Source organism: Mycobacterium sp. URHB0044 (assembly GCF_000620625.1).
Classification (GTDB): Bacteria; Actinomycetota; Actinomycetes; order Mycobacteriales; family Mycobacteriaceae; genus Mycobacterium.
The window spans coordinates 98,520-116,813 of record NZ_JIAW01000020.1; the positions used below are offsets into that span (position 1 = coordinate 98,520).

Annotated in this window: 19 protein-coding genes and 1 tRNA gene; 12 read left to right on the forward strand and 8 right to left on the reverse strand. The window is 66.9% G+C overall.

The features are described 5' to 3' along the window. The first annotated feature begins 23 nt into the window (after positions 1–23). The 4 genes from N536_RS0129135 to N536_RS0129150 all read left to right on the forward strand — a co-directional run bounded on the left by N536_RS0129135 (position 24) and on the right by N536_RS0129150 (position 4,310). Positions 24–2,189, forward strand: a complete 2,166-nt coding sequence (locus N536_RS0129135) for an EspA/EspE family type VII secretion system effector (RefSeq protein WP_231514676.1) — start codon at positions 24–26, stop codon at positions 2,187–2,189. Continuing rightward, positions 2,186–3,001, forward strand: coding sequence for a hypothetical protein (locus N536_RS0129140; protein ID WP_029116844.1), 816 nt, complete (start codon positions 2,186–2,188; stop codon positions 2,999–3,001). Before N536_RS0129135 ends, N536_RS0129140 begins: the two co-directional genes overlap by 4 nt. 24 nt (positions 3,002–3,025) lie before the next feature. Further along, entirely contained in the window at positions 3,026–3,394 is a 369-nt protein-coding gene (locus N536_RS0129145) for a carboxymuconolactone decarboxylase family protein (protein WP_029116845.1), read from the forward strand. A gap of 127 nt (positions 3,395–3,521) precedes the next feature. After that, positions 3,522–4,310 carry an alpha/beta fold hydrolase gene (locus N536_RS0129150; protein WP_231514669.1) on the forward strand — a complete coding sequence of 263 codons (789 nt, stop codon included), beginning with the start codon at positions 3,522–3,524 and terminating at the stop codon, positions 4,308–4,310. 89 nt (positions 4,311–4,399) lie between these two features. Here the strand turns inward: N536_RS0129150 and N536_RS0129155 are convergent. Beyond that, positions 4,400–4,472: transfer RNA gene (locus N536_RS0129155), tRNA-Thr, on the reverse strand. 66 nt (positions 4,473–4,538) lie between these two features. Further along, positions 4,539–5,750, reverse strand: coding sequence for a DNA polymerase III subunit delta' (locus tag N536_RS0129160; RefSeq protein WP_029116847.1), 1,212 nt, complete (start codon positions 5,748–5,750; stop codon positions 4,539–4,541). A gap of 80 nt (positions 5,751–5,830) precedes the next feature. Between N536_RS0129160 and N536_RS0129165 the strand changes: the two genes are divergently transcribed. Beyond that, the gene (locus N536_RS0129165) at positions 5,831–7,426 is read left to right on the forward strand and encodes an adenylate/guanylate cyclase domain-containing protein (RefSeq protein ID WP_029116848.1); all 1,596 of its coding nucleotides are present in this window, start codon (positions 5,831–5,833) and stop codon (positions 7,424–7,426) included. Here the strand turns inward: N536_RS0129165 and topA are convergent. The 3 genes from topA to N536_RS0129180 form a co-directional block, all read right to left on the reverse strand. Beyond that, the gene (gene topA, locus N536_RS0129170; protein WP_029116849.1) at positions 7,423–10,254 is read right to left on the reverse strand and encodes a type I DNA topoisomerase; all 2,832 of its coding nucleotides are present in this window, start codon (positions 10,252–10,254) and stop codon (positions 7,423–7,425) included. The genes N536_RS0129165 and topA overlap by 4 nt on opposite strands. A gap of 135 nt (positions 10,255–10,389) precedes the next feature. Next, positions 10,390–10,983 carry a hypothetical protein gene (locus tag N536_RS0129175; RefSeq protein WP_029116850.1) on the reverse strand — a complete coding sequence of 198 codons (594 nt, stop codon included), beginning with the start codon at positions 10,981–10,983 and terminating at the stop codon, positions 10,390–10,392. Positions 10,984–11,108: 125 nt separating this feature from the next. After that, complete coding sequence (locus tag N536_RS0129180; RefSeq protein WP_029116851.1) at positions 11,109–11,312, reverse strand: cold-shock protein; 204 nt, start codon at positions 11,310–11,312, stop codon at positions 11,109–11,111. 295 nt (positions 11,313–11,607) lie between these two features. On the opposite strand from N536_RS0129180, the gene N536_RS0129185 reads away from it, so the two are divergent. From N536_RS0129185 to N536_RS0129215, 7 genes are all read left to right on the forward strand, one after another. Continuing rightward, entirely contained in the window at positions 11,608–13,947 is a 2,340-nt protein-coding gene (locus tag N536_RS0129185) for a DEAD/DEAH box helicase (RefSeq protein ID WP_029116852.1), read from the forward strand. 300 nt (positions 13,948–14,247) lie between these two features. After that, the gene (locus N536_RS39810) at positions 14,248–15,318 is read left to right on the forward strand and encodes a PAS domain-containing protein (RefSeq protein ID WP_036438039.1); all 1,071 of its coding nucleotides are present in this window, start codon (positions 14,248–14,250) and stop codon (positions 15,316–15,318) included. 151 nt (positions 15,319–15,469) lie between these two features. Beyond that, entirely contained in the window at positions 15,470–15,889 is a 420-nt protein-coding gene (locus N536_RS43650; RefSeq protein ID WP_029116853.1) for an SH3-like domain-containing protein, read from the forward strand. Continuing rightward, entirely contained in the window at positions 15,886–16,197 is a 312-nt protein-coding gene (locus N536_RS43655; protein ID WP_029116854.1) for an SH3-like domain-containing protein, read from the forward strand. Before N536_RS43650 ends, N536_RS43655 begins: the two co-directional genes overlap by 4 nt. Position 16,198: 1 nt before the next feature. Continuing rightward, entirely contained in the window at positions 16,199–16,888 is a 690-nt protein-coding gene (gene scnC, locus N536_RS0129205) for a thiocyanate hydrolase subunit gamma (RefSeq protein ID WP_029116855.1), read from the forward strand. Next, complete coding sequence (locus N536_RS0129210) at positions 16,885–17,211, forward strand: hypothetical protein (RefSeq protein WP_029116856.1); 327 nt, start codon at positions 16,885–16,887, stop codon at positions 17,209–17,211. Before scnC ends, N536_RS0129210 begins: the two co-directional genes overlap by 4 nt. A gap of 31 nt (positions 17,212–17,242) precedes the next feature. Further along, the gene (locus tag N536_RS0129215) at positions 17,243–17,458 is read left to right on the forward strand and encodes a CbtB domain-containing protein (RefSeq protein WP_029116857.1); all 216 of its coding nucleotides are present in this window, start codon (positions 17,243–17,245) and stop codon (positions 17,456–17,458) included. Here the strand turns inward: N536_RS0129215 and N536_RS43175 are convergent, their stop codons facing one another. The 3 genes from N536_RS43175 to N536_RS41855 form a co-directional block, all read right to left on the reverse strand. Continuing rightward, positions 17,459–17,758, reverse strand: coding sequence for an Rv3654c family TadE-like protein (locus N536_RS43175; protein WP_231514677.1), 300 nt, complete (start codon positions 17,756–17,758; stop codon positions 17,459–17,461). Between the two features lie 31 nt (positions 17,759–17,789). After that, positions 17,790–18,074, reverse strand: coding sequence for a TadE family type IV pilus minor pilin (locus N536_RS43180; RefSeq protein WP_029116859.1), 285 nt, complete (start codon positions 18,072–18,074; stop codon positions 17,790–17,792). An 80-nt stretch (positions 18,075–18,154) separates the two neighbouring features. Further along, positions 18,155–18,283 (reverse strand): DUF4244 domain-containing protein, encoded by a 129-nt coding sequence (locus N536_RS41855; RefSeq protein ID WP_081809440.1) that lies wholly within the window; start codon positions 18,281–18,283, stop codon positions 18,155–18,157. Positions 18,284–18,294: the final 11 nt, after the last annotated feature.

Genomic DNA, 18,294 nt, shown 5'->3' on the forward strand with positions numbered 1-18,294 from the left:
TTCCTCAGGGGGGCGCGGTGAGCGTGCTCGACGGCTTCTTCTCCACGTGGTCGAACGCGAAGGCCACCTTCGGTGAGGGCACCCCGCAAACCGGTGATCAGTTCGATGGCAGCCCCGCACTCAGTGAGGCGCAGTCCACACTCGATTCGGCGGCGCCCGGGTCGTGGTGGACCGGTGGCGCGGCGTCCGCCTATGGAGCGGCGAATACCAACCATCAGCGGGTGATCGGCGAGATCGGCGCGCTGGACAAGACCCTCGCCGCCCAGGTCAACAAATCCGCCGAGGTGGTCGCGAACGGCCGCACCCAACTCGACGCCGTGCGGCAGTGGGTCGTCGACGCCGCAGCGAGCGTTCCGCCCGGCAAGAACCGCGACCAGCTGCTGCTGCCGATCGCGAATAAGGGCGTCGGTGACGTCATGGGCATCGTCCAGAAGACCAACAGCGAGCTCGGGACTATCGGCAACACGATCCAGGGCCTAACGGGCAAGTACGACAAGCTCGCCGGTGAGACGTTCACGCCGAAGGAGGACAAGCCGGAGATTCAGGGCGTCAAGGGTGACGAGGAGAATAAGGACGAGGCCGAGAAGCGCGCCGAGGAAGACGTCAAGAAGACGCTAGCGGGCGATCCGGCGGCTGCCGCACGCGTCGATGAGGTCCTACGCGGAGTCAAACCCTACGAGACCTTGTCCCCAGAGGAAGCGGCCTATCTGCACCAGATGCAGGTGCAGCAGAAGGACATGTCCATCCAGGACATTCACGCCGCAGAGCAGAAATTGGGCGATCACAAGAACGTGATCGGCGACTCGTGGCAATTGATGAGCAACGACGACGTCAAATACGACGATCCCGACCACCCTGGACAGCAGATCACCGGAAGTCGCGACCAACTTCCCGAACACGTCAAGACCATGATGACGCTGGGAACCATCGCGGACGATTTCAACCGGACGGGCGAGACCGAGGTCAGGGACATGTCGCAGATCCTCAAGGACGGCAGGGTCGAACTGCAGACCGGCACAGAAGTCGACCGCGGGATGATCGAACTGTCAGATCGGTTGATGGACAACCCATCCCCCACCAACGAGCAAGCAGTTCGCGACATCTTTGATTCCGCGGGACGCGACCATCAGATCATTACCGACCAGCTGCTCGGACGGAATGAGGGTGGCCGGGACGGCTTCCTCGAGGACATCAATTCAATGGACTGGCGCGACGACGGCAAGTCGGCAGGCAACCTCTTCAATTGGACAAACGAAGCGGTAGGGACTCCGGAGGCCGGTATCGCCTCACAAGCGGCCGAGCAGTACGCGGAATACATCGGCAAGCATCCGGAACTGCTTCACATGCCCGGCCTCGGCGCCGATCAGACCCTAGGTCAATACAATCCCGAGCTTGTCAAGGCCTACGCTCACGGTCTCACCCCGTACATGGCGGACATTGCAAGCGTCAGTGGTGGCGCTGCCGACGATTTCGAACCGCTCGAGTCCGATTCCACGCGTCCCCTTGCCAAGAACATCTTCGCCGTACTGGGAACCGACGTCGCCGCATATCGCGAGTTCAATACGGCGGCCAACAAACTCGCGCTCGAAAACAGCTACGAGTGGGCGAACGCCGTAAAGGACCACGAACAGGTATTCGCCAATGACGAGAGAATGAGTGCAGCAGCGACACTGAAGGGACTCATCGATCACGGCACCGCAGAAGGCTTGGCGGCCATAGGCATGCATCAAGATCAAATGATTGATCTGAAGAAATCTGTATACAGCGAAGCCGTGGGTGCCTTGTCCGCGGCCGGGGGCCCCTACGGCAAGGCCATCGGCATGTTCGGCGGCGCCCTCGGGGACAGCTTCTTTGGCAACGGCTCTGACATTTCCGGAGACGTGAAACCAATGTTCGCAGACGAGTCAGCACGTTTCGCGACCAACGCGCTCCTGGCGGTCGGTGTCGACGTTCCGGGAACCGACAAGTACCTAGTCCCGAATAAGGACATGTTCGGCAACGTCATCTTGGATGAGGCCGGACAACCCACGACTCGCCTCGGCAACCTCGCGGAACTCCGGAAGATCAACCTCAGCATGACCGACGACGCGTACGGAGGCCTCCTGAATCAAAAGATCGAGGAGATCGTTGGCGTCGGCCGCAATCCCGCTGGCCCGTTCGGGGATCAGTATGAGGACGTCACGCGGTGATCGGTCGCGCGGGCCTGAGCCTGTTAGCAACGGTCGCGATCGCCGTTTCGTCGGCCGCGTGTACCTCCAGAGGCGACGCGGCGAGCATCGATCGTTCGAGCGGTCCTTTGGCGGAGCAGAGCTACCAATGGTCCGCGGGCCCCGACGTCGATCTCACAGCAGGGCCTGCAGTCCCCATCCGCGCTTATATCGAGTCGAGGCTGGATGCTCAGACGATGGGCAATCTCGACTACGCATATCCCGGCTTCGATCGAGCTGTAGCCCCGGTGACCGACGACGACCGTGGTGACATCCTGAAGAACAATCTGCGACCGGACGTCGACCGCGGACCAGTCGAGAAGCCACCGGTAGGTGACAACCTCTTCAGAATTCAAGTCGTGACCCGTGCCGGCGCGACGGCCACTGCCACGCTCTGCAACTACCGCTATCGCACGGCGCTCGAAAACGACAACGGGTCCTTCTCCAGTGTCGCAAGCACTTTCCGCAACGACGACGGCATCGACGCCATGCGTCTCACACTTACTGCGCCGTCGAACGGGGAAAGTCAGCTGCCCCGACAAGCTGGCCCTGCAGTCGCGCCGACAGTCGACGTCTTCGGGTCTTGGCAGATCAGCAGCTTTCTTACTTCGTGGTTTGATTCGGACTCGCAATTCGCGGCAGCGTGGCCGACGTACGAGGCCGACTTAGCGAAGTGCGTAGCCGAAGCCCCTGATCCACCGGACCGACGAGCGTTCCTCATCGACGGCCAGCATCCGCGGAGCGCCTTTCCCACGTCTCCCCCAATGCCCGGCTGGCCGGAACCATCCAAGTAACAATGTCGTGCCAAACTACTAAGCATGCCTAACTTACGTGACGAGGGTCTGCAGGTCTTCCGCGAGTTGCTGCCCGGGACACTTCCCGACGGCGACGTCGACTTCGGCAGTGGCTTCGCCTCCGAGCTGATGGAAATGGGCGTCGAGAGCGTGTTCGGCAGGCTCTGGGCACGCGACGGGCTGACTCGGCGCGACCGCAGCCTCGTCACGCTCGGCATCCTCATCGCGCTGCGGGCCACCGACGAGTTGAAGTCCCACTTCCAGATCGCCCGCAACAACGGCTTGACCGACGACGAACTCGCCGAGGTCATCTACCACGCCAGCGGCTACGCGGGCTTCCCCGCGGCGAACACCGCGAAGAACGTGGCGGTCGAGGCGCTCGGCACGAAGTGACCGTTTAGCGCTGCGCCACAGGGGCAATGGCTCAGATGTGCCCCTCGCGCCGATACGCCATCTGAGAGCCACCGTCGATGGAATCGACACCTTCTATCGGGAAGCCGGACCAGCCGACGGTCCCGTCGTGCTTCTGCCGCACGGCTATCCGGCATCCTCGTACGTGTACCGCAACCTCATGGCCGCGCTCGGCGGGCGATACCGCCTCGTCGCCCCCGACCTACCCGGATTTGGTTACAGCGCAACGCCTTCGCCATCGGACTTCGGCTACACCTTCGACGCGTACGCCGCATTCCTGCAGTCGTTCGTCGACGGGCTGAAGTTGGACCGCTACGTCATCTGGCTGCACGACTACGGTTCGCAGTTCGGCTTCCGTCTCGCCCTGCACGCACCCGAGCGCGTCGCCGGCCTCGTCATCCAGAACGGTGACATCTACGAGGATGCCTTCGGCCCCAAGTACGACTTCCTCAAGGAGTCGTGGAACAACCCGGGCCCCGACGCCCGCCGCAAGATCGCCGAGCACGTCACGCTGAGGGGCTTCGAAAGCGAGTTCCGCGGCGAGCTGCCCGACGACGTCGCCGACCGCATCAGCCCCGACCTGTGGACGCTGCACTGGACGCTGATGTCGACGCCGGAGCGCATCGCCAACCTCATCCACCTGCTGGAGGACCAGCCGAACACCCTCGAGTGGTTCGGCAAGGAGCAGGCCTACCTCCGCGAGCACCAACCGCCAACGCTGATCGTGTGGGGACCCCACGACGCCTACATGCCCGAGAAGTCGGCGCAGGCCTACCGTCGCGACCTTCCCAACGCCCCGATCCACCTACTCGGTGGCGGGCACTGGCTGCTGGAAACGCATCTCGACGAAGTCGTGCCGTTGGTCGACGACTTCCTGTCGACGGTGTACGCACGGTGAAACCGCCTCGAAGGTGCGAAGAGTGTTCACCGATCGCGGCGTGTCGTGCAGCAGACGCGCACGCACGCGCAAGGGAAGAGGGAAGTGAGAGCCGCCTAGGAGAATCGAACTCCTGACCTTCTCATTACGAGTGAGACGCTCTACCGACTGAGCTAAGGCGGCGTGCCCGCGCCTGAGTGCGGGCGGGACGAGTCTACGGCAGGCCTAGGCGCGCGCCCAAGTTGCCGGCTATGAGCGACGCAGGGCCTGCCCCAGGGTCGCGACCATGGCGTCGACCGCGAACTTCGGCTTCACGTTGACGGCGAGCGCCTCCCGGCACTCCAGCACCGCCTCGATGCACCGCAGCAGCCGGTCCGGTGGCACCACCGCCGCCATCGAGGCGACCTTGTCGGCCATGTCGGGATGGTTGGGCTGCACCTGCCCGGCACCCGCCGAGACCAGCAGCGCGTCGCGGAAGTAGGTGGCCAGATCGATCAGCGCGCGGTCGAGGGCGTCGCGGGACGCCCTGGTGTGGCGTGATTTCTGTCTCTTCTCAAGGTCTTTCAACGCGCCCGTCGCGCCGCGCAGCGCACCGGCGGTGCCCTTGCCCGTGCCGCCGGCACCGAGGGCGGTGCGGAGCTCCTCGGTCTCGCTTTCGTTGCGGTCGCCGGTCAGCGCCTTGGCCTCGGCCTCGGCGGTGGCAACCAGCTCCTCGGCCGCGGCGTAGGCCCGGGACGGCGTCGCCGCGTCGCGCGCCAGGCCCAGCGCCCGCTCCCTGCGCGTCCGCGCCTGCTCGTCGGTCGCGAGCCGTCGCGCCCGGCCCACGTGACCCCCGCTGACCGACGCCGCCCACCGGGCGTCCGCTTCCGACAGGCCGTCGGTGTCGACGAGCACCTGCGCGATCGCGTCCACTCGGGGCGTTACCAACGCGACGTGCCGGCAGCGCGACCGCAGGGTGATCGAGATGTCCTCCGGATCCACCGACGGCGCACACAGCAGGAACACCGTCGAGGGTGGCGGCTCCTCGACCACCTTGAGCAGCGCATTCGCCGCGCCCTCGGTCAACCGGTCGGCGTCTTCGACCAACACGATCTGCCAGCGCCCGGTGCCCGGCCGGCGCGAGGCGATCTGCACGATGTTGCGCATCTCGCCCACCCCGATCGAGAGGCCCTCGGGAATGATGCGCCGCACGTCGCCGTGAGTGCCTGCCATGGTCGTCGTGCAGGCGCGGCACTCCCCACAGCCCGGCACGCCGTCCGACGTGCATTGCAGCGCCGCCGCGAAGCACAGCGCGGCAATCGAACGTCCCGACCCCGGCGGGCCCGTGATCAACCAGGCGTGCGTCATGATCCCGGTAGCCATGGCACTGTGAGTGGAATCACCGCGGGCCGCCGTCGCCGCGGCCACCAACTCCGCTTCGACGGCGTCCTGGCCCACCAGACGCGAGAACACACCGCTCATCGGGACTCAACACTAGTGGCGAACCCGACACGACCTTTCAGACAGCGGCGCTAAGCGTCGCCGTCTCCCGATACGGTTGTGTGGTGACCGAAGCGATACCGATTGGGCGAATCAGCGCATTCGTCCGTTGGGTCGCGCGTACGCCGTGGCCGGTGTTCACCCTCGGCATGGTGCAGTCCGACATCATCGGGGCGCTGTTCGTCCTGGGCTTCCTGCGCTTCGGGTTGCCACCGGAGGACCGCATCCAGCTGCAGGACCTGCCCGCGTTCAACCTGGCCATGTTCCTCGGCTACCTGTTCGTCTCCTTCACCGTCCTGGCGTGGCTGAGCCTGCGCCTGCTGCTGCCGGTGATTCGCTGGCAGCGCCGCGACACGCTGCTGCGCGACGGCGACCCGGCACTCACCGAGTTGGCCAGGGCCCGGGCGCTGAAGATGCCCTTCTACCGGTCGGTGATCAACGTCGCGAACTGGTGCCTTGGCGGCGTCGTGTTCATCGTCGCTAGCTGGCCGGTCGCCAGCCGCTCGGCGCCGGTCGTCGCGGTGGCAGTCGGGCTGGGAGCTACCGCCACGGCGATCATCGGCTACCTGCAGTCCGAGCGCGTGCTGCGCCCGGTCGCGGTCGCGGCGCTGCGAGGCGGCGTGCCCGAGGGCTTCCGGGCGCCCGGCGTCATCCAGCGCCAGGTGCTGACGTGGGTGCTGTCCACCGGCGTGCCGATCCTGACCATCGTGCTGGCGCTGGTGGCCAGCAAGTTCGAGATCCTGACCGCACCGGCCGAACGCCTCAACACGCCCATCCTGCTGCTGGCCATCGCCGCGCTGGTGATCGGGCTGGCGGGCACGGTGCTCGTCGCCATGTCCATCGCCGACCCGCTGCGCCAGCTGCGCTGGGCGCTGGGTGAGGTGCAGCGCGGCAACTACAACGCCCACATGCAGATCTACGACGCGAGCGAGCTCGGGTTGCTGCAGGCCGGGTTCAACGACATGGTCCGCGACCTCGCCGAGCGGCAACGCCTGCGGGACCTGTTCGGCCGCTACGTCGGTGAGGACGTCGCGCGTCGCGCGCTCGAGCGCGGAACCGAACTCGGCGGCCAGGAGCGCGACGTCGCCGTGCTGTTCGTCGACCTGGTTGGCTCGACGCAACTCGCGTCGAAGATCCCGGCGTCCGAGGTGGTGAACCTGCTCAACGAGTTCTTCCGCGTCATCGTCGACACCGTCAACCGGCACGGCGGATTCGTCAACAAGTTCCAGGGTGACGCGGCGCTCGCCATCTTCGGGGCGCCCATCGAGCACCCGGACGCGTCGGGCGCCGCGCTGGCGGCTTCACGCGAGCTGCACGACGAACTGATCGAGGTGTTGGGCCAGACGGAGTTCGGCATCGGCGTCTCCGCGGGCCGTGCCATCGCCGGGCACATCGGCGCGCAGGCTCGCTTCGAGTACACCGTGATCGGAGACCCGGTCAACGAGGCCGCCCGACTGACGGAGCTGGCCAAACTGGAGCAGGGCCACGTGCTCGCGTCCGCGATCGCAGTCAGCGGCGCGCTGGATGCCGAAGCGCTGTGCTGGGACGTCGGCGAGATCGTCGAACTGCGCGGCCGCATCGCCCCCACCCAGTTGGCGCGGCCGGTGAATCTCGTTTCGCCCGACCGGGTTCCGAGCGAGTTGCAGCGCGAGAGCTAGCTGCGCTTGGCGGCCTTCTTGGCCGGCGCCTTCTTGGCAGGCGACTTCTTGGCGGCAGCCTTCTTGGTGGTCTTCTTCGCAGGCCCGCGCGCACGTCGATCGGCGAGCAACTCCGACGCCCTGGCATCGGTGATCGACAGCACGTCGTCGCCCTTGCGCAGGCTGGCGTTGGTCTCACCGTCGGTGACGTACGGACCGAACCGGCCGTCCTTGATCACCATCGGCTTGTCCGAGACAGGGTCGGTGCCGAGTTCGCGCAGCGGCGGTGTGGCCGCTCCCTGCCCGCCGCGGCGCTTGGGCTCGGAGTAGATCTTCAGGGCCTCGTCGAGGGTGATGGTGAACATCTGCTCCTCGTTGGCCAGCGAGCGAGAGTCCGTGCCGCGCTTGAGGTATGGGCCGTAGCGCCCGTTCTGCGCGGTGATCTCCTCACCGTTGGACGGATCGACGCCGACGACCCGCGGCAACGACAGCAGCCGCAGCGCGTCCTCCAGCGTCACCGTCTCGAGGTCCATCGACCGCAGCAGTGAGCCAGTGCGCGGCTTCGGACCGGTCGGCTTCTTGCCCTTCTTCGCCGGAGCGCCATCTTCTGGCTCGGGCGGTTCCGGCAGGACCTCGGTGACGTACGGCCCGTATCGGCCATCCTTGGCGAGGATTTCGTGGCCGGTCTCGGGGTCCACGCCGAGCGAGCGCCCCTCCTGCGGTGTGGAGAACAGCTTCTCGGCGAGCTCGAGGGTGAGCTCGTCCGGCGTCAGTTCGTCCTTCAGGTTGGCGCGCTGCGGCGTCAGCTCACCATCGTCACCGATGACCATCCGCTCCAGGTACGGCCCGTTGCGGCCGACGCGGACGTTGATCGCGCGCCCCTGATCGTCGTCAAAGAGCTTGATGGAGTTGACTTCTCGCGCGTCGATCTCTTCGAGGTTGCCACCGACGAGCTTCTTCAGTCCGCCGGAGCGGGCGATCGAGCCCTCCACGCCGTGCTGGCCGCCGAAGTAGAAGTTGTTGAGCCAGTTGGTCCTTCGCTCGTTGCCGGAGGCGATCTCGTCGAGCTCGTCCTCCATGGCGGCGGTGAAGTCGTAGTCGACGAGCCTGCCGAAGTGCTGCTCCAGCAGCCCGATCACCGCGAACGCCACCCACGACGGCACCAGGGCGCTGCCCTTCTTGTGCACGTAGCCGCGGTCCTGGATGGTCTTGATGATCGACGAGTACGTCGACGGCCGTCCGATGCCGAGTTCTTCCAGCGTCTTGATCAGCGACGCCTCGGTGTAGCGCGCGGGCGGGCTGGTGGTGTGCCCGTCGGCGGTCAGGTCGGCGGCGTCGACGCGCTGCCCCTGGGTCAGGTTCGGCAGCCGGCTCTCGGCGTCGTCGGCTTCACCGCCGGACTGCTCGTCGAGGCTCTCGACGTACGCCTTCAGGAAGCCCGCGAAGGTGATGGTGCGGCCGCTGGCATTGAAGACGACCTGCTCGCCGGAGCGCGCCGCCCCCGAGATCCGCAGCGACAGCGTGGTGCCGCGGGCGTCGGCCATCTGCGAGGCCACGGTGCGCTGCCAGATCAGCTCATAGAGCCGGAACTCGTCGGTGTCGAGCGCGGCGTGCAGCTGGCCCGGCGTCTGGAACACGTCGCCTGCCGGCCGGATGGCCTCGTGCGCCTCCTGGGCGTTCTTGACCTTGCGGGTGTACTGGCGCGCCGTCGGGTGCACGTACTCCTCGCCATAGAGCTGGCGGGCCTGGTTGCGGGCGGCGTCGATGGCCGACTGCGACAGCGTCGTCGAGTCGGTACGCATATAGGTGATGTAGCCGTTCTCGTACAGCCGCTGCGCGATGCTCATGCAGCGCTCCGAGGAGAACCGCAGCTTGCGGCCCGCCTCCTGCTGCAGCGTGGAGGTCATGAACGGCGGATACGGCTTGCGCGTGTAGGGCTTCTGCTCGACGGACGACACCGCCAGCTGCGCGCCGCGCAGGCCGGTGGCCAGGGCGCCCGCGGCGGCCTCGTCCAGCACCAGCACCTCGTCGGGCTTCTTGAGTGCGCCCAGCGAATCGAAGTCCCGGCCGGCGGCCACCCTGCGGCCGTCGACCTGGTTGAGCTTCGCGGTGAACTTCGGCGGCGCGGCCTGGGGGTCGGACACGCTGGCGTCGAGCTCAGCGGTGACGTCCCAGTAGCCGGCGGTGCGGAACGCCATGCGCTCCCGCTCGCGCTGCACGATGATGCGCGTCGCCACCGACTGCACGCGTCCCGCGGACAGCTTGGGGGCCACCTTCTTCCACAGCACGGGGCTGACCTCGTAGCCGTACAGGCGGTCGAGGATGCGACGGGTCTCCTGGGCGTCGACTAGGTCGATGTCCAGGTCACGCGGGTCTTCGGCCGCGGCCCGGATCGCGGGTTCGGTGATCTCGTGGAACACCATCCGCTTGACCGGGACGCGGGGCTTCAGCGTCTCGAGCAGGTGCCACGCGATGGCCTCGCCCTCGCGGTCGCCGTCCGTGGCCAGATAGAGCTCGTCGACGCCCTTGAGCAGTTCCTTGAGCTCGCTGACCGTGCTCTTCTTCTCGGGGCTGATGATGTAGAGCGGTTCGAAGTCGGCGTCGACGTTCACGCCAAGGCGGGCCCACGGTTCGGACTTGTACTTCGCCGGCACGTCGGCGGCGTTGCGTGGCAGGTCGCGGATGTGCCCGCGCGATGACTCCACGACGTAGTTCGAGCCCAGATAACCGGCGATTTTGCGCGCTTTGGTAGGCGACTCGACTATGACGAGTCGCCGTACGGTCGGTCCCGTGGTCGATCGTCCACGCGGCGCTGTGCCGTTTCCGCCGCTGCCCTCCTGGTCAGCCAACTCTGTCTACACTCCACTTCCGTGCCGCCGGCCGGTGCCGGACGATGAGCGTCCATGGTCGATCCGGCCTGACGGCAACTGACAATTTCGCACTCTAGGCGAGCCTACGCAAACTGGATTACCCAGGTCCGGGCCTCAAGTCCGTGGCCACTGCGAGAACGCCTCGGTATCGCCCGGCGGTTCCCCCACGTTCTCTACCAGGCGTAACAGCCTTCGACGACCACTTATTCGCAGGGCCGGACGGGCCCCTCGGGTGCCGATCAATGTTGGTGCGATTCCCACCCGCATCATCGCAGAAGCGAGCGCCGAATGCGTGTCGGGCGCGTGCGGGTCGAGGCCCAGCAAGTACCGGTCGTCCGCCTCCGGTAGGCCTGCGGCCAACGTCCAGGCCCGTAGTTCTCGCGGCCCGGGCAACCAGTGCGGCGGGACGGTCTTCACCGCACCGCGGGTCCACTCCGCGGCGATGGCCGTCAACCGCCGATCGATCCCGGTCCGAACCAACGGGCTGTTCTCGTCGGTGCGGGCGATCTCGGGCGTGAGCCCGGCTTCGGCGATCATCTCGGCAAGTGCCTCGGCGCGCCACAGGCGATCCACCACCACCGACAACCGCGCCGCCTGCTCCACACCGCTACCGACCAGGACTGCCTGGCCCGGCGCTGCGAGGATCCCGGTCAAGTCGGCGACCGCAGGCGGCACCGACTCAGCCGAGAAGAACGACAGCTGACTCACGAAACCGACACTAGGCCAGCAGTGCACTCCCGAGGGCGTCACCGGGCCGCACGGCTGCAGTAGATAAGGAAAACCCCGCACGTCCGGAGGGGAGGTGCGGGGGTTTCCGTCAGATCGTCGTCGAGTCAGACGGCGCGGACGCTGAGCGCCTGCGGCCCCTTGGGGCTCTGCTCGATCTCGAACTCGACCTTTTGATTCTCCTCGAGGGTGCGGAATCCGTTGGACTGAATCTGCTTGTAATGGACGAAGACGTCGCCGCCGCCGTCTTCCTGCTCGATGAACCCGTAGCCCTTTTCCGGGTTGAACCACTTAACAGTTCCCTGAGGCATCTGTACTTCTTTCCTTCTACTACTGCGGGTGCGGTCCACCGTGCTTCGGTGGGCCGGGCCCGTTCCGATCGCCATACCTTCGTGGAAGCGCCGGAACTGGCCGACCCACAACCCTCGCAGGAACCGCGATCGCAACGACGTTCCTGCGAGTGCTGACACACGAACACAGAAGCTGCGACCACGCTAAGTCAAGCATGTTCGGGGGCTCCGCGACAGTCTCGTTGTGATCATGTGGTTAACAATTTATTGGGGCCCGTAATCGCTGCGGCGTCCCCTCGTTCGAGGAGGTTGGACAGTGTCGGGTGGGGCGTCGGACTTCGGTCGCGAACTGCTCGGCTGCGCCGTCGAAGGCACCGATCCATCGGAGCATCCGGTACGCCACGTTGCGGACTTGGCGCCGCGCCGCGCCCGCTCGCAACCGTGGCCCCGGTGGGCCGATCCGGACGTGGTGGCCGCGTTCGTCGATCGCGGTATCACGCAACCGTGGTCGCACCAGGTCGCCGCCGCGGATCTGGCGCATTCGGGACGCCACGTGGTGCTCAGTACCGGCACGGCGTCGGGCAAGTCGTTGGCCTACCAGTTGCCGATCGCGACGGCACTGGCCGCCGATCCCCGCGCCAGGGCGTTGTACCTGTCCCCCACCAAGGCGCTCGGACACGACCAGCTGCGCGCCGCACAAGCTTTGACGAACGCCGTTGCTTGCCTCGCGGACGTGGGGCCCAGCGCCTACGACGGCGACAGCACCCAGGAGGCCAGGCGCTTCACCAGGGAACGATCGCGGTGGATCTTCTCCAACCCCGACATGATCCATTTGTCGATGCTGCGCAACCACGCCAGGTGGGCGGTGTTCCTGCGCAACCTCAAGTTCATCGTGGTCGACGAATGCCATTACTACCGAGGCATCTTCGGCTCGAACGTGGCGATGGTGTTGCGCAGGCTGATGCGGCTGTGCGCGCGCTACGGACCGGACGGCACGGGGCCGACGGTCATCTTCGCCAGCGCGACGACGGCCGCCCCGGCAGCCACGGCCTCGGAGTTGCTCGGGCACACCGTCACCGAGGTGACCGAGGACGGGTCACCGCAGGGTGGCCGCACGATCGCGCTGTGGGAGCCGGCGCTGCTGACCGATCTGATCGGCGAGAACGGCGCGCCGGTGCGGCGTTCGGCCGGCGCGGAGGCGTCGCGCGTGATGGCCGACCTGGTCGCCGAGGGCGCCCGCACGTTGACGTTCGTCCGCTCGCGCCGCGGCGCCGAACTCACCGCACTGGGTGCGCGGGCCCGCCTCGAGGACGTCGCGCCGGAGCTCGCGGAACTGGTCGCCTCCTACCGCGCCGGGTACCTCGCCGAGGACCGTCGCGCCCTGGAGACCGCCCTGACCGACGGCCGGCTGCGCGGGCTGGCGACCACCAACGCCCTCGAGTTGGGTGTCGACATCGCGGGGCTGGACGCCGTGGTGCTGGCCGGCTTTCCGGGCACGGTCACCTCGTTCTGGCAGCAGGCGGGCCGGGCGGGCCGGCGGGGTCAGAGCGCGCTGATCGTGCTGATCGCCCGCGACGACCCGCTCGACACCTATCTCGTCCACCATCCGGGCGCACTCCTGGACAAACCGATCGAGCGGGTGGTCATCGACCCCGTGAATCCGTACGTGCTGGGACCCCAACTACTCTGTGCCGCAACGGAACTACCACTCACCGACGCCGAGGTGCGGACGTGGGACGCCGAGGCCGTGGCCAGTACCCTCGTCGACGACGGCCTGCTGCGACGCCGGCCCAGCGGCTACTTCGCCGCACCGGGCCTCGATCCGCATTCGGCCGTCGACATCCGGGGATCGTCGGGTGGGCAGATCGCGATCCTCGAGACGGGCACCGGCCGCATGCTGGGCAGCACCGGCGCGGGTCAGGCGCCCGCGTCGGTGCACCCCGGTGCCGTGTACCTGCATCAGGGCGAGAGCTATCTCGTCGACTCACTGGACTTCGAGGACGGCATCGCGTTCGTGCGACCCGAGGACCCCGGATACACGACCTCGGCGCGGGAGCTCACCGACATCGTCGTGACGGGGGCAGGCACCCGACGCACGTACGGCCCGGTCACCATCGGCCTGGTGCCGGTGTCGGTGTCGCACACCGTGATCGGCTACTTGCGGCGCCGGCTGAACGGCGAGGTGATCGACTTCGTCGAACTCGACATGCCGACCCACACCTTGGACACCGTCGCGGTGATGTGCACGATCACCCCGGAGGCATTGCAGCACAACGGGATCGACCCGCTTCGGGTGCCCGGCTCACTGCACGCGGCCGAACACGCGTCGATCGGCCTATTGCCCCTGGTGGCGAGTTGCGACCGCGGTGACATCGGTGGTGTGTCGATGGCGATCGGTCCCGAGGACGGAACACCGACGATATTCGTCTACGACGGTTATCCCGGCGGGGCCGGATTCGCCGATCGCGGTTTCCGTCAGATCGTCACGTGGTGGGGAGCGACCGCGGCCGCGATCGACGCCTGCGAATGCCCGGAAGGTTGCCCATCGTGCGTGCAGTCGCCGAAGTGCGGCAACGGCAACGATCCACTGGACAAGGCGGGAGCAGTGCGGGTGCTACGTCTGGTGCTCGACGAGTTGGCCCGTCACGGTGGATGACGGGCCCCGCGGAACGACCTACCCCTCGACGGTCGTCGTCCACGGATCGGCGTCGAGGCGTCGATCAGCCTCGCCGAACACAGACGGTGCGACAACGGCCGGACAACGCGATCCGTTCTCAAACCCGGGCGACCGGGTGCTCACGCAAAATACCTTGTGGCCTCGGGGCCTGCAAACCAATTCGACGAACTCGGGCAGGGGCAAGATCAAACGTGGCAACTGACAACCGGCGGCGTCCTTCGGATTTCGTCGCGCCGTTACCTGCGGGAACGCAGCTGACCGACGAGTAAGCTGCGCGCCATGACCCCGGATTGGCTCCTCGTCGAAACACTTGGCGACGAGCCCGCCGTGGTGGCTCAGGGCACGCAGACCAAGAACCTCGTTCCCATCAGCGCCTTCCTCCGCCGCAATCCCAACCTGATGGCGATCCGGACGGCGATCGGCGAATCGGTCCGGGCGGGCCAGGCGCTGAGCAGCATCACGCCGAAACACGACCGAGTGATCCGCACCGAGGTGGTGCAGATGACGGACGGCCGCGTGCACGGCGTGCACGTCTGGGTCGGTCCACCCGACGACGAACCGCCGCAGCGCGTCATCCCCGGTCCGTTGAAGTGGGATTTGACCAACGGAATCGCCACCGACACCACGGAGTCGTTGTTCAACAGCGGGCTGGACCCGTCCGTCGAGGCCACCCAGGGCCGAGCGTTCGCGGAGGACCTGCCCACCCGCGACCTCAACCCGAGCGAGGCCGAGGTGCTGGCGGTCGCCATCAAACCGGAGCCGGGCCGCACCTTCTCCAGCACGTGGGACGTCACCGATCACGCGGGCAATCCGATCACCGTCGGCTTCGTCGCCCGGGTGATGGTCGAGAGCGACGACGGCGGACGCGATCTGCTGATCTGCCGCGCGATGAACTGGCGCAGCGTGCGGGACGAGCCGCCGGTGGCGCAGAAGGACCTCGCGCAGCGCATCCTCAATGGCCTGGCCCAACCCGGTGTCCATCGCGCCCTCATCGACCTGAAGACGTGGACTCTGCTCAAGTGGCTCGACGATCCCTGCCCGTTCTACGACTGGCGCGCCAAGGAGGAGGAGCGCCTACCGCTCGTCCATCCCGATGACGAGCAGGCCGCGGCATCGATGACGACGGACTTCCAGTCGGGATCCGCGGCGGCGGTGATGCGGCTGCGTGCACACGGTGGCGGCTGGACGCCGATTCACGTCACGCTGCACCGCGTCGAACTTGAGGAGAACACCTTCGCCGGCCTGCTGTCCCTGCGCCTGCCCACCGACGACGAGCTCGCTTCGGTTCCGACGGGCGAAGCAGAACCACGCCAATCGGGACGACGGACCCGCACGCGAAAGACGAAGTAGCACCGCCGCGCCGCATTCATTTCCATGAATGAATTCGCCTTGTTTGCATCCACAACTAAGTGGTGCGCGGATAACATTCGTTTCGCACGCCCGGTCGCAAGTCACGAATGGTGCACCCGGGTGATTCCTGCAGACTGGGGGTCGAGTAGTGATGTCCGGCGAATTCGACGGAGTGGCAACTCGGGTGCGGGATCTCGCGCCCGTCGCACGGGATCCACTCGACTCCCCCTATGAGATCTCCAATCAAATGTTCGCCGCGCTGCGGCACGTTCTTCACGACGTGGGCGGCCAGCCGGATCTGCCGGTGCCGTTCCTGGAGAAGGTCGAGGAGGAATGGGAGATGAACACCTACATCACCTGTGAATGCCTCGGCTGGCGCGGGGTGTGGAATTCCGAGGAACGCCGACGGGCCGAGAACGACCTTGGCGCCACCCTCTACTTCGGCCTGCCGTACTACGCCCGCTGGGCGACGGTCGCCGCCAAGACGCTGATCAACAAGGGTCTCATCACGCCCGACGAACTCTCGGCCAAACTCGACGAGGTACGCGCACGGTTGGCGGCCAAGGCATGACCAGACGGTTCGACATCGGTGACCGAGTCACCGTCCGCGACGCAACCTCGATGTTCCACACCCGCACCCAGGCCTTCACCCGCGGCCGCACCGGCACCGTCGTCGAATTCCGGCCCGACTGGGTCATTCCCGAAGACGAGGCATGGGGGCGCGACACCCCCGAACGGGGCGGCCGAACCGAACCCTTCTACGTGGTCCGTTTCCTGCAGAAGGATTTGTGGCCCCGATACACCGGATTCGACATCGACACCCTGGAAACCGAAGTCGCCGAGCGGTGGCTGGAGCCCGCCGAGAAGAAGGGATCTTGAATTGAGCGGCGACCACGGTCACGATCACGATGCTCACGCCCCGATCGGCTCCGAGGAGGTCAGTGAATTCGAGATCCTCGAATTGGCGGTGCGTGAACTTTCGATCGAGAAGGGCCTCTTCTCGCAGGAAGACCACCGCAGGTTCGCCGAATGGGCGGACAACGTAGGTCCGCATGGCGGATCGAAGTTGGTCGCCAAGGCGTGGACCGACCCGAAGTTCAAGGCGCGGTTGTTGGCCGACGGCACCGAGGCCTGCAAGGAGGTGGGCATCGACTGGCGCGATCCCACCGGCGAGGGCACGCCGAGCGACTACACCTACTTCTACGTCCTGGAGAACACTCCGACGGTGCACAACGTCATCGTGTGCACGTTGTGTTCGTGCTACCCGCGTCCCGTTCTGGGGATGTCGCCCGACTGGTACCGCACGCCGAACTACCGTCGCCGGCTGGTCAGGTGGCCCCGCGAAGTGCTGGCGGAGTTCGGGTTGCACTTCCCCGCAGACGTCGAGGTGCGCGTGCACGACTCCAATCAGAAGTCCCGCTTCATGGTGATGCCCATGCGCCCCGAGGGCACGGAGGGCTGGACCGAGGAGCAACTCGCACGGATCATCACGCGCGACACCATGATCGGCGTGGCACTACCTCAGGTCGACTGGACGGCATCGGACCCACCGTCGAAGGTCGGCGCGTGAGCGGCCCGTTCGACGTCATCCGCGACTGCCTCAACCCCGACGTCGCCCGCGAGACGTCACTGCCGGAGTTGGACCGCAAACCCGACCCCTGGGAGACGCGCATGCAGGCCACGGCCGAATGTCTGTCCTGGCGCGGGGCTTTGGACAACCTCGAACGGCGACGGGTCGAGGACGAACTCGGCGAGACCCTCTACGCGGACTTTCCCGTACGCAGCAGGTCGGTCGTCGCCACCACCCACGCACTGCTGGAGCGCGGCGTCTTCGAGGAAGACGAACTGCGTTCGCGGATGGACGCCATCCGCGAGCGGATGAACCGCCGATGAGCCAGACCTGGAACCGAAGGGGACCCTCCATATGAATGCACGCCAGACCACCCAAGTCGCCACACCGGCGCTGGATCTGTCGGTGGCGAAGGCCGCGCTGTGGTTGAGCGCCACGGCGTTCCTGGCGCTGCTCGTCTTGTACTTCGTCGGCCTTGACCAGGGCGCCACGTCGGTATTCGGGCAGAACACCTACGTGCACGAGTTCATGCACGACGCGCGCCACCTGCTCGGCTTCCCCTGCCACTAGTCACTCCGGTCCGGCGCGCGCCGCAGCGCGCGCCGAGCCAATCCCCCACCGACCGAGTGCCGCATCGACCTCGACGGTGACCACGACGTCGAGAGTCTCGACCGTGCACGCCGTGACCCTGGCGCCCATCGGTTCGGCGACCGATACCGCCCACCCGCACGCCGCGTCCTGACCCGTCGCGAGCCGGCCCGCCGCGGCGAGCGCCGCGAGATCGGCCGCTGACTGCGCCCGGTGCCGCGCGACCACCGCCGTAGCGACCACCACGGCTGCGCCGAACACCGCGACGATCAGGGCCATCATCGCCACGGCGAGCAGCGTCGCCGAACCGCGGTCACGATCCCGGTTCGACCGCCGCGACCGCTTCGGCCGCGATGGTGATCCCCGGCAGCAGAGGCGATCTCGCGGCCACCCGGGCGACGACGCGGCCGTCACTTCGGCGGACGTCCAAGCCGGCCCCTGCCGGACCGACGGTGCGCGCCGCCTCGGATGCTGCACGGTCGTCTCCCCTCGCCGCGAGCCGCGCGGCCTCGCGCGCAGCATCCACGCACCGCACCTGCATGGCCATCGCGGTGAGCCCCGCCAGACACAACGTCAACACCACGACGAGGGCCGCCATCGCGAACGCGGCCTCGACGGTGGCACCGCCCGCCGCGTTGCCAATTCCCCGAGTCGCTGCGCTCCGGCCCGCCGCCGAAATCAGACGTTGGTGTTCAGCGCCCGAGTGATGATGTTCGTCAGCGCGCTCACGATCGAGTCGCCGGTGACGACCGTGTAGAGGATGGCGCCGAACGCCGCCGCGGCGATGGTGCCGATCGCGTACGCGATAGCCTATCTTT

Excerpts from the sequence above, each read along its gene's own strand:
- N536_RS0129145 (WP_029116845.1), top strand. The coding sequence starts at position 3,026 with ATGCCTAACTTACGTGACGAGGGTCTGCAGGTCTTCCGCGAGTTGCTG.
- N536_RS0129160 (WP_029116847.1), bottom strand. The coding sequence starts at position 5,750 with ATGAGCGGTGTGTTCTCGCGTCTGGTGGGCCAGGACGCCGTCGAAGCG.
- N536_RS0129180 (WP_029116851.1), bottom strand. The coding sequence starts at position 11,312 with ATGCCTCAGGGAACTGTTAAGTGGTTCAACCCGGAAAAGGGCTACGGG.
- N536_RS39810 (WP_036438039.1), top strand. The coding sequence starts at position 14,248 with ATGACCCCGGATTGGCTCCTCGTCGAAACACTTGGCGACGAGCCCGCC.
- N536_RS43650 (WP_029116853.1), top strand. The coding sequence starts at position 15,470 with ATGTCCGGCGAATTCGACGGAGTGGCAACTCGGGTGCGGGATCTCGCG.
- N536_RS43655 (WP_029116854.1), top strand. The coding sequence starts at position 15,886 with ATGACCAGACGGTTCGACATCGGTGACCGAGTCACCGTCCGCGACGCA.
- N536_RS0129215 (WP_029116857.1), top strand. The coding sequence starts at position 17,243 with ATGAATGCACGCCAGACCACCCAAGTCGCCACACCGGCGCTGGATCTG.
- N536_RS43175 (WP_231514677.1), bottom strand. The coding sequence starts at position 17,758 with ATGATGGCCCTGATCGTCGCGGTGTTCGGCGCAGCCGTGGTGGTCGCT.
- N536_RS43180 (WP_029116859.1), bottom strand. The coding sequence starts at position 18,074 with ATGGCGGCCCTCGTCGTGGTGTTGACGTTGTGTCTGGCGGGGCTCACC.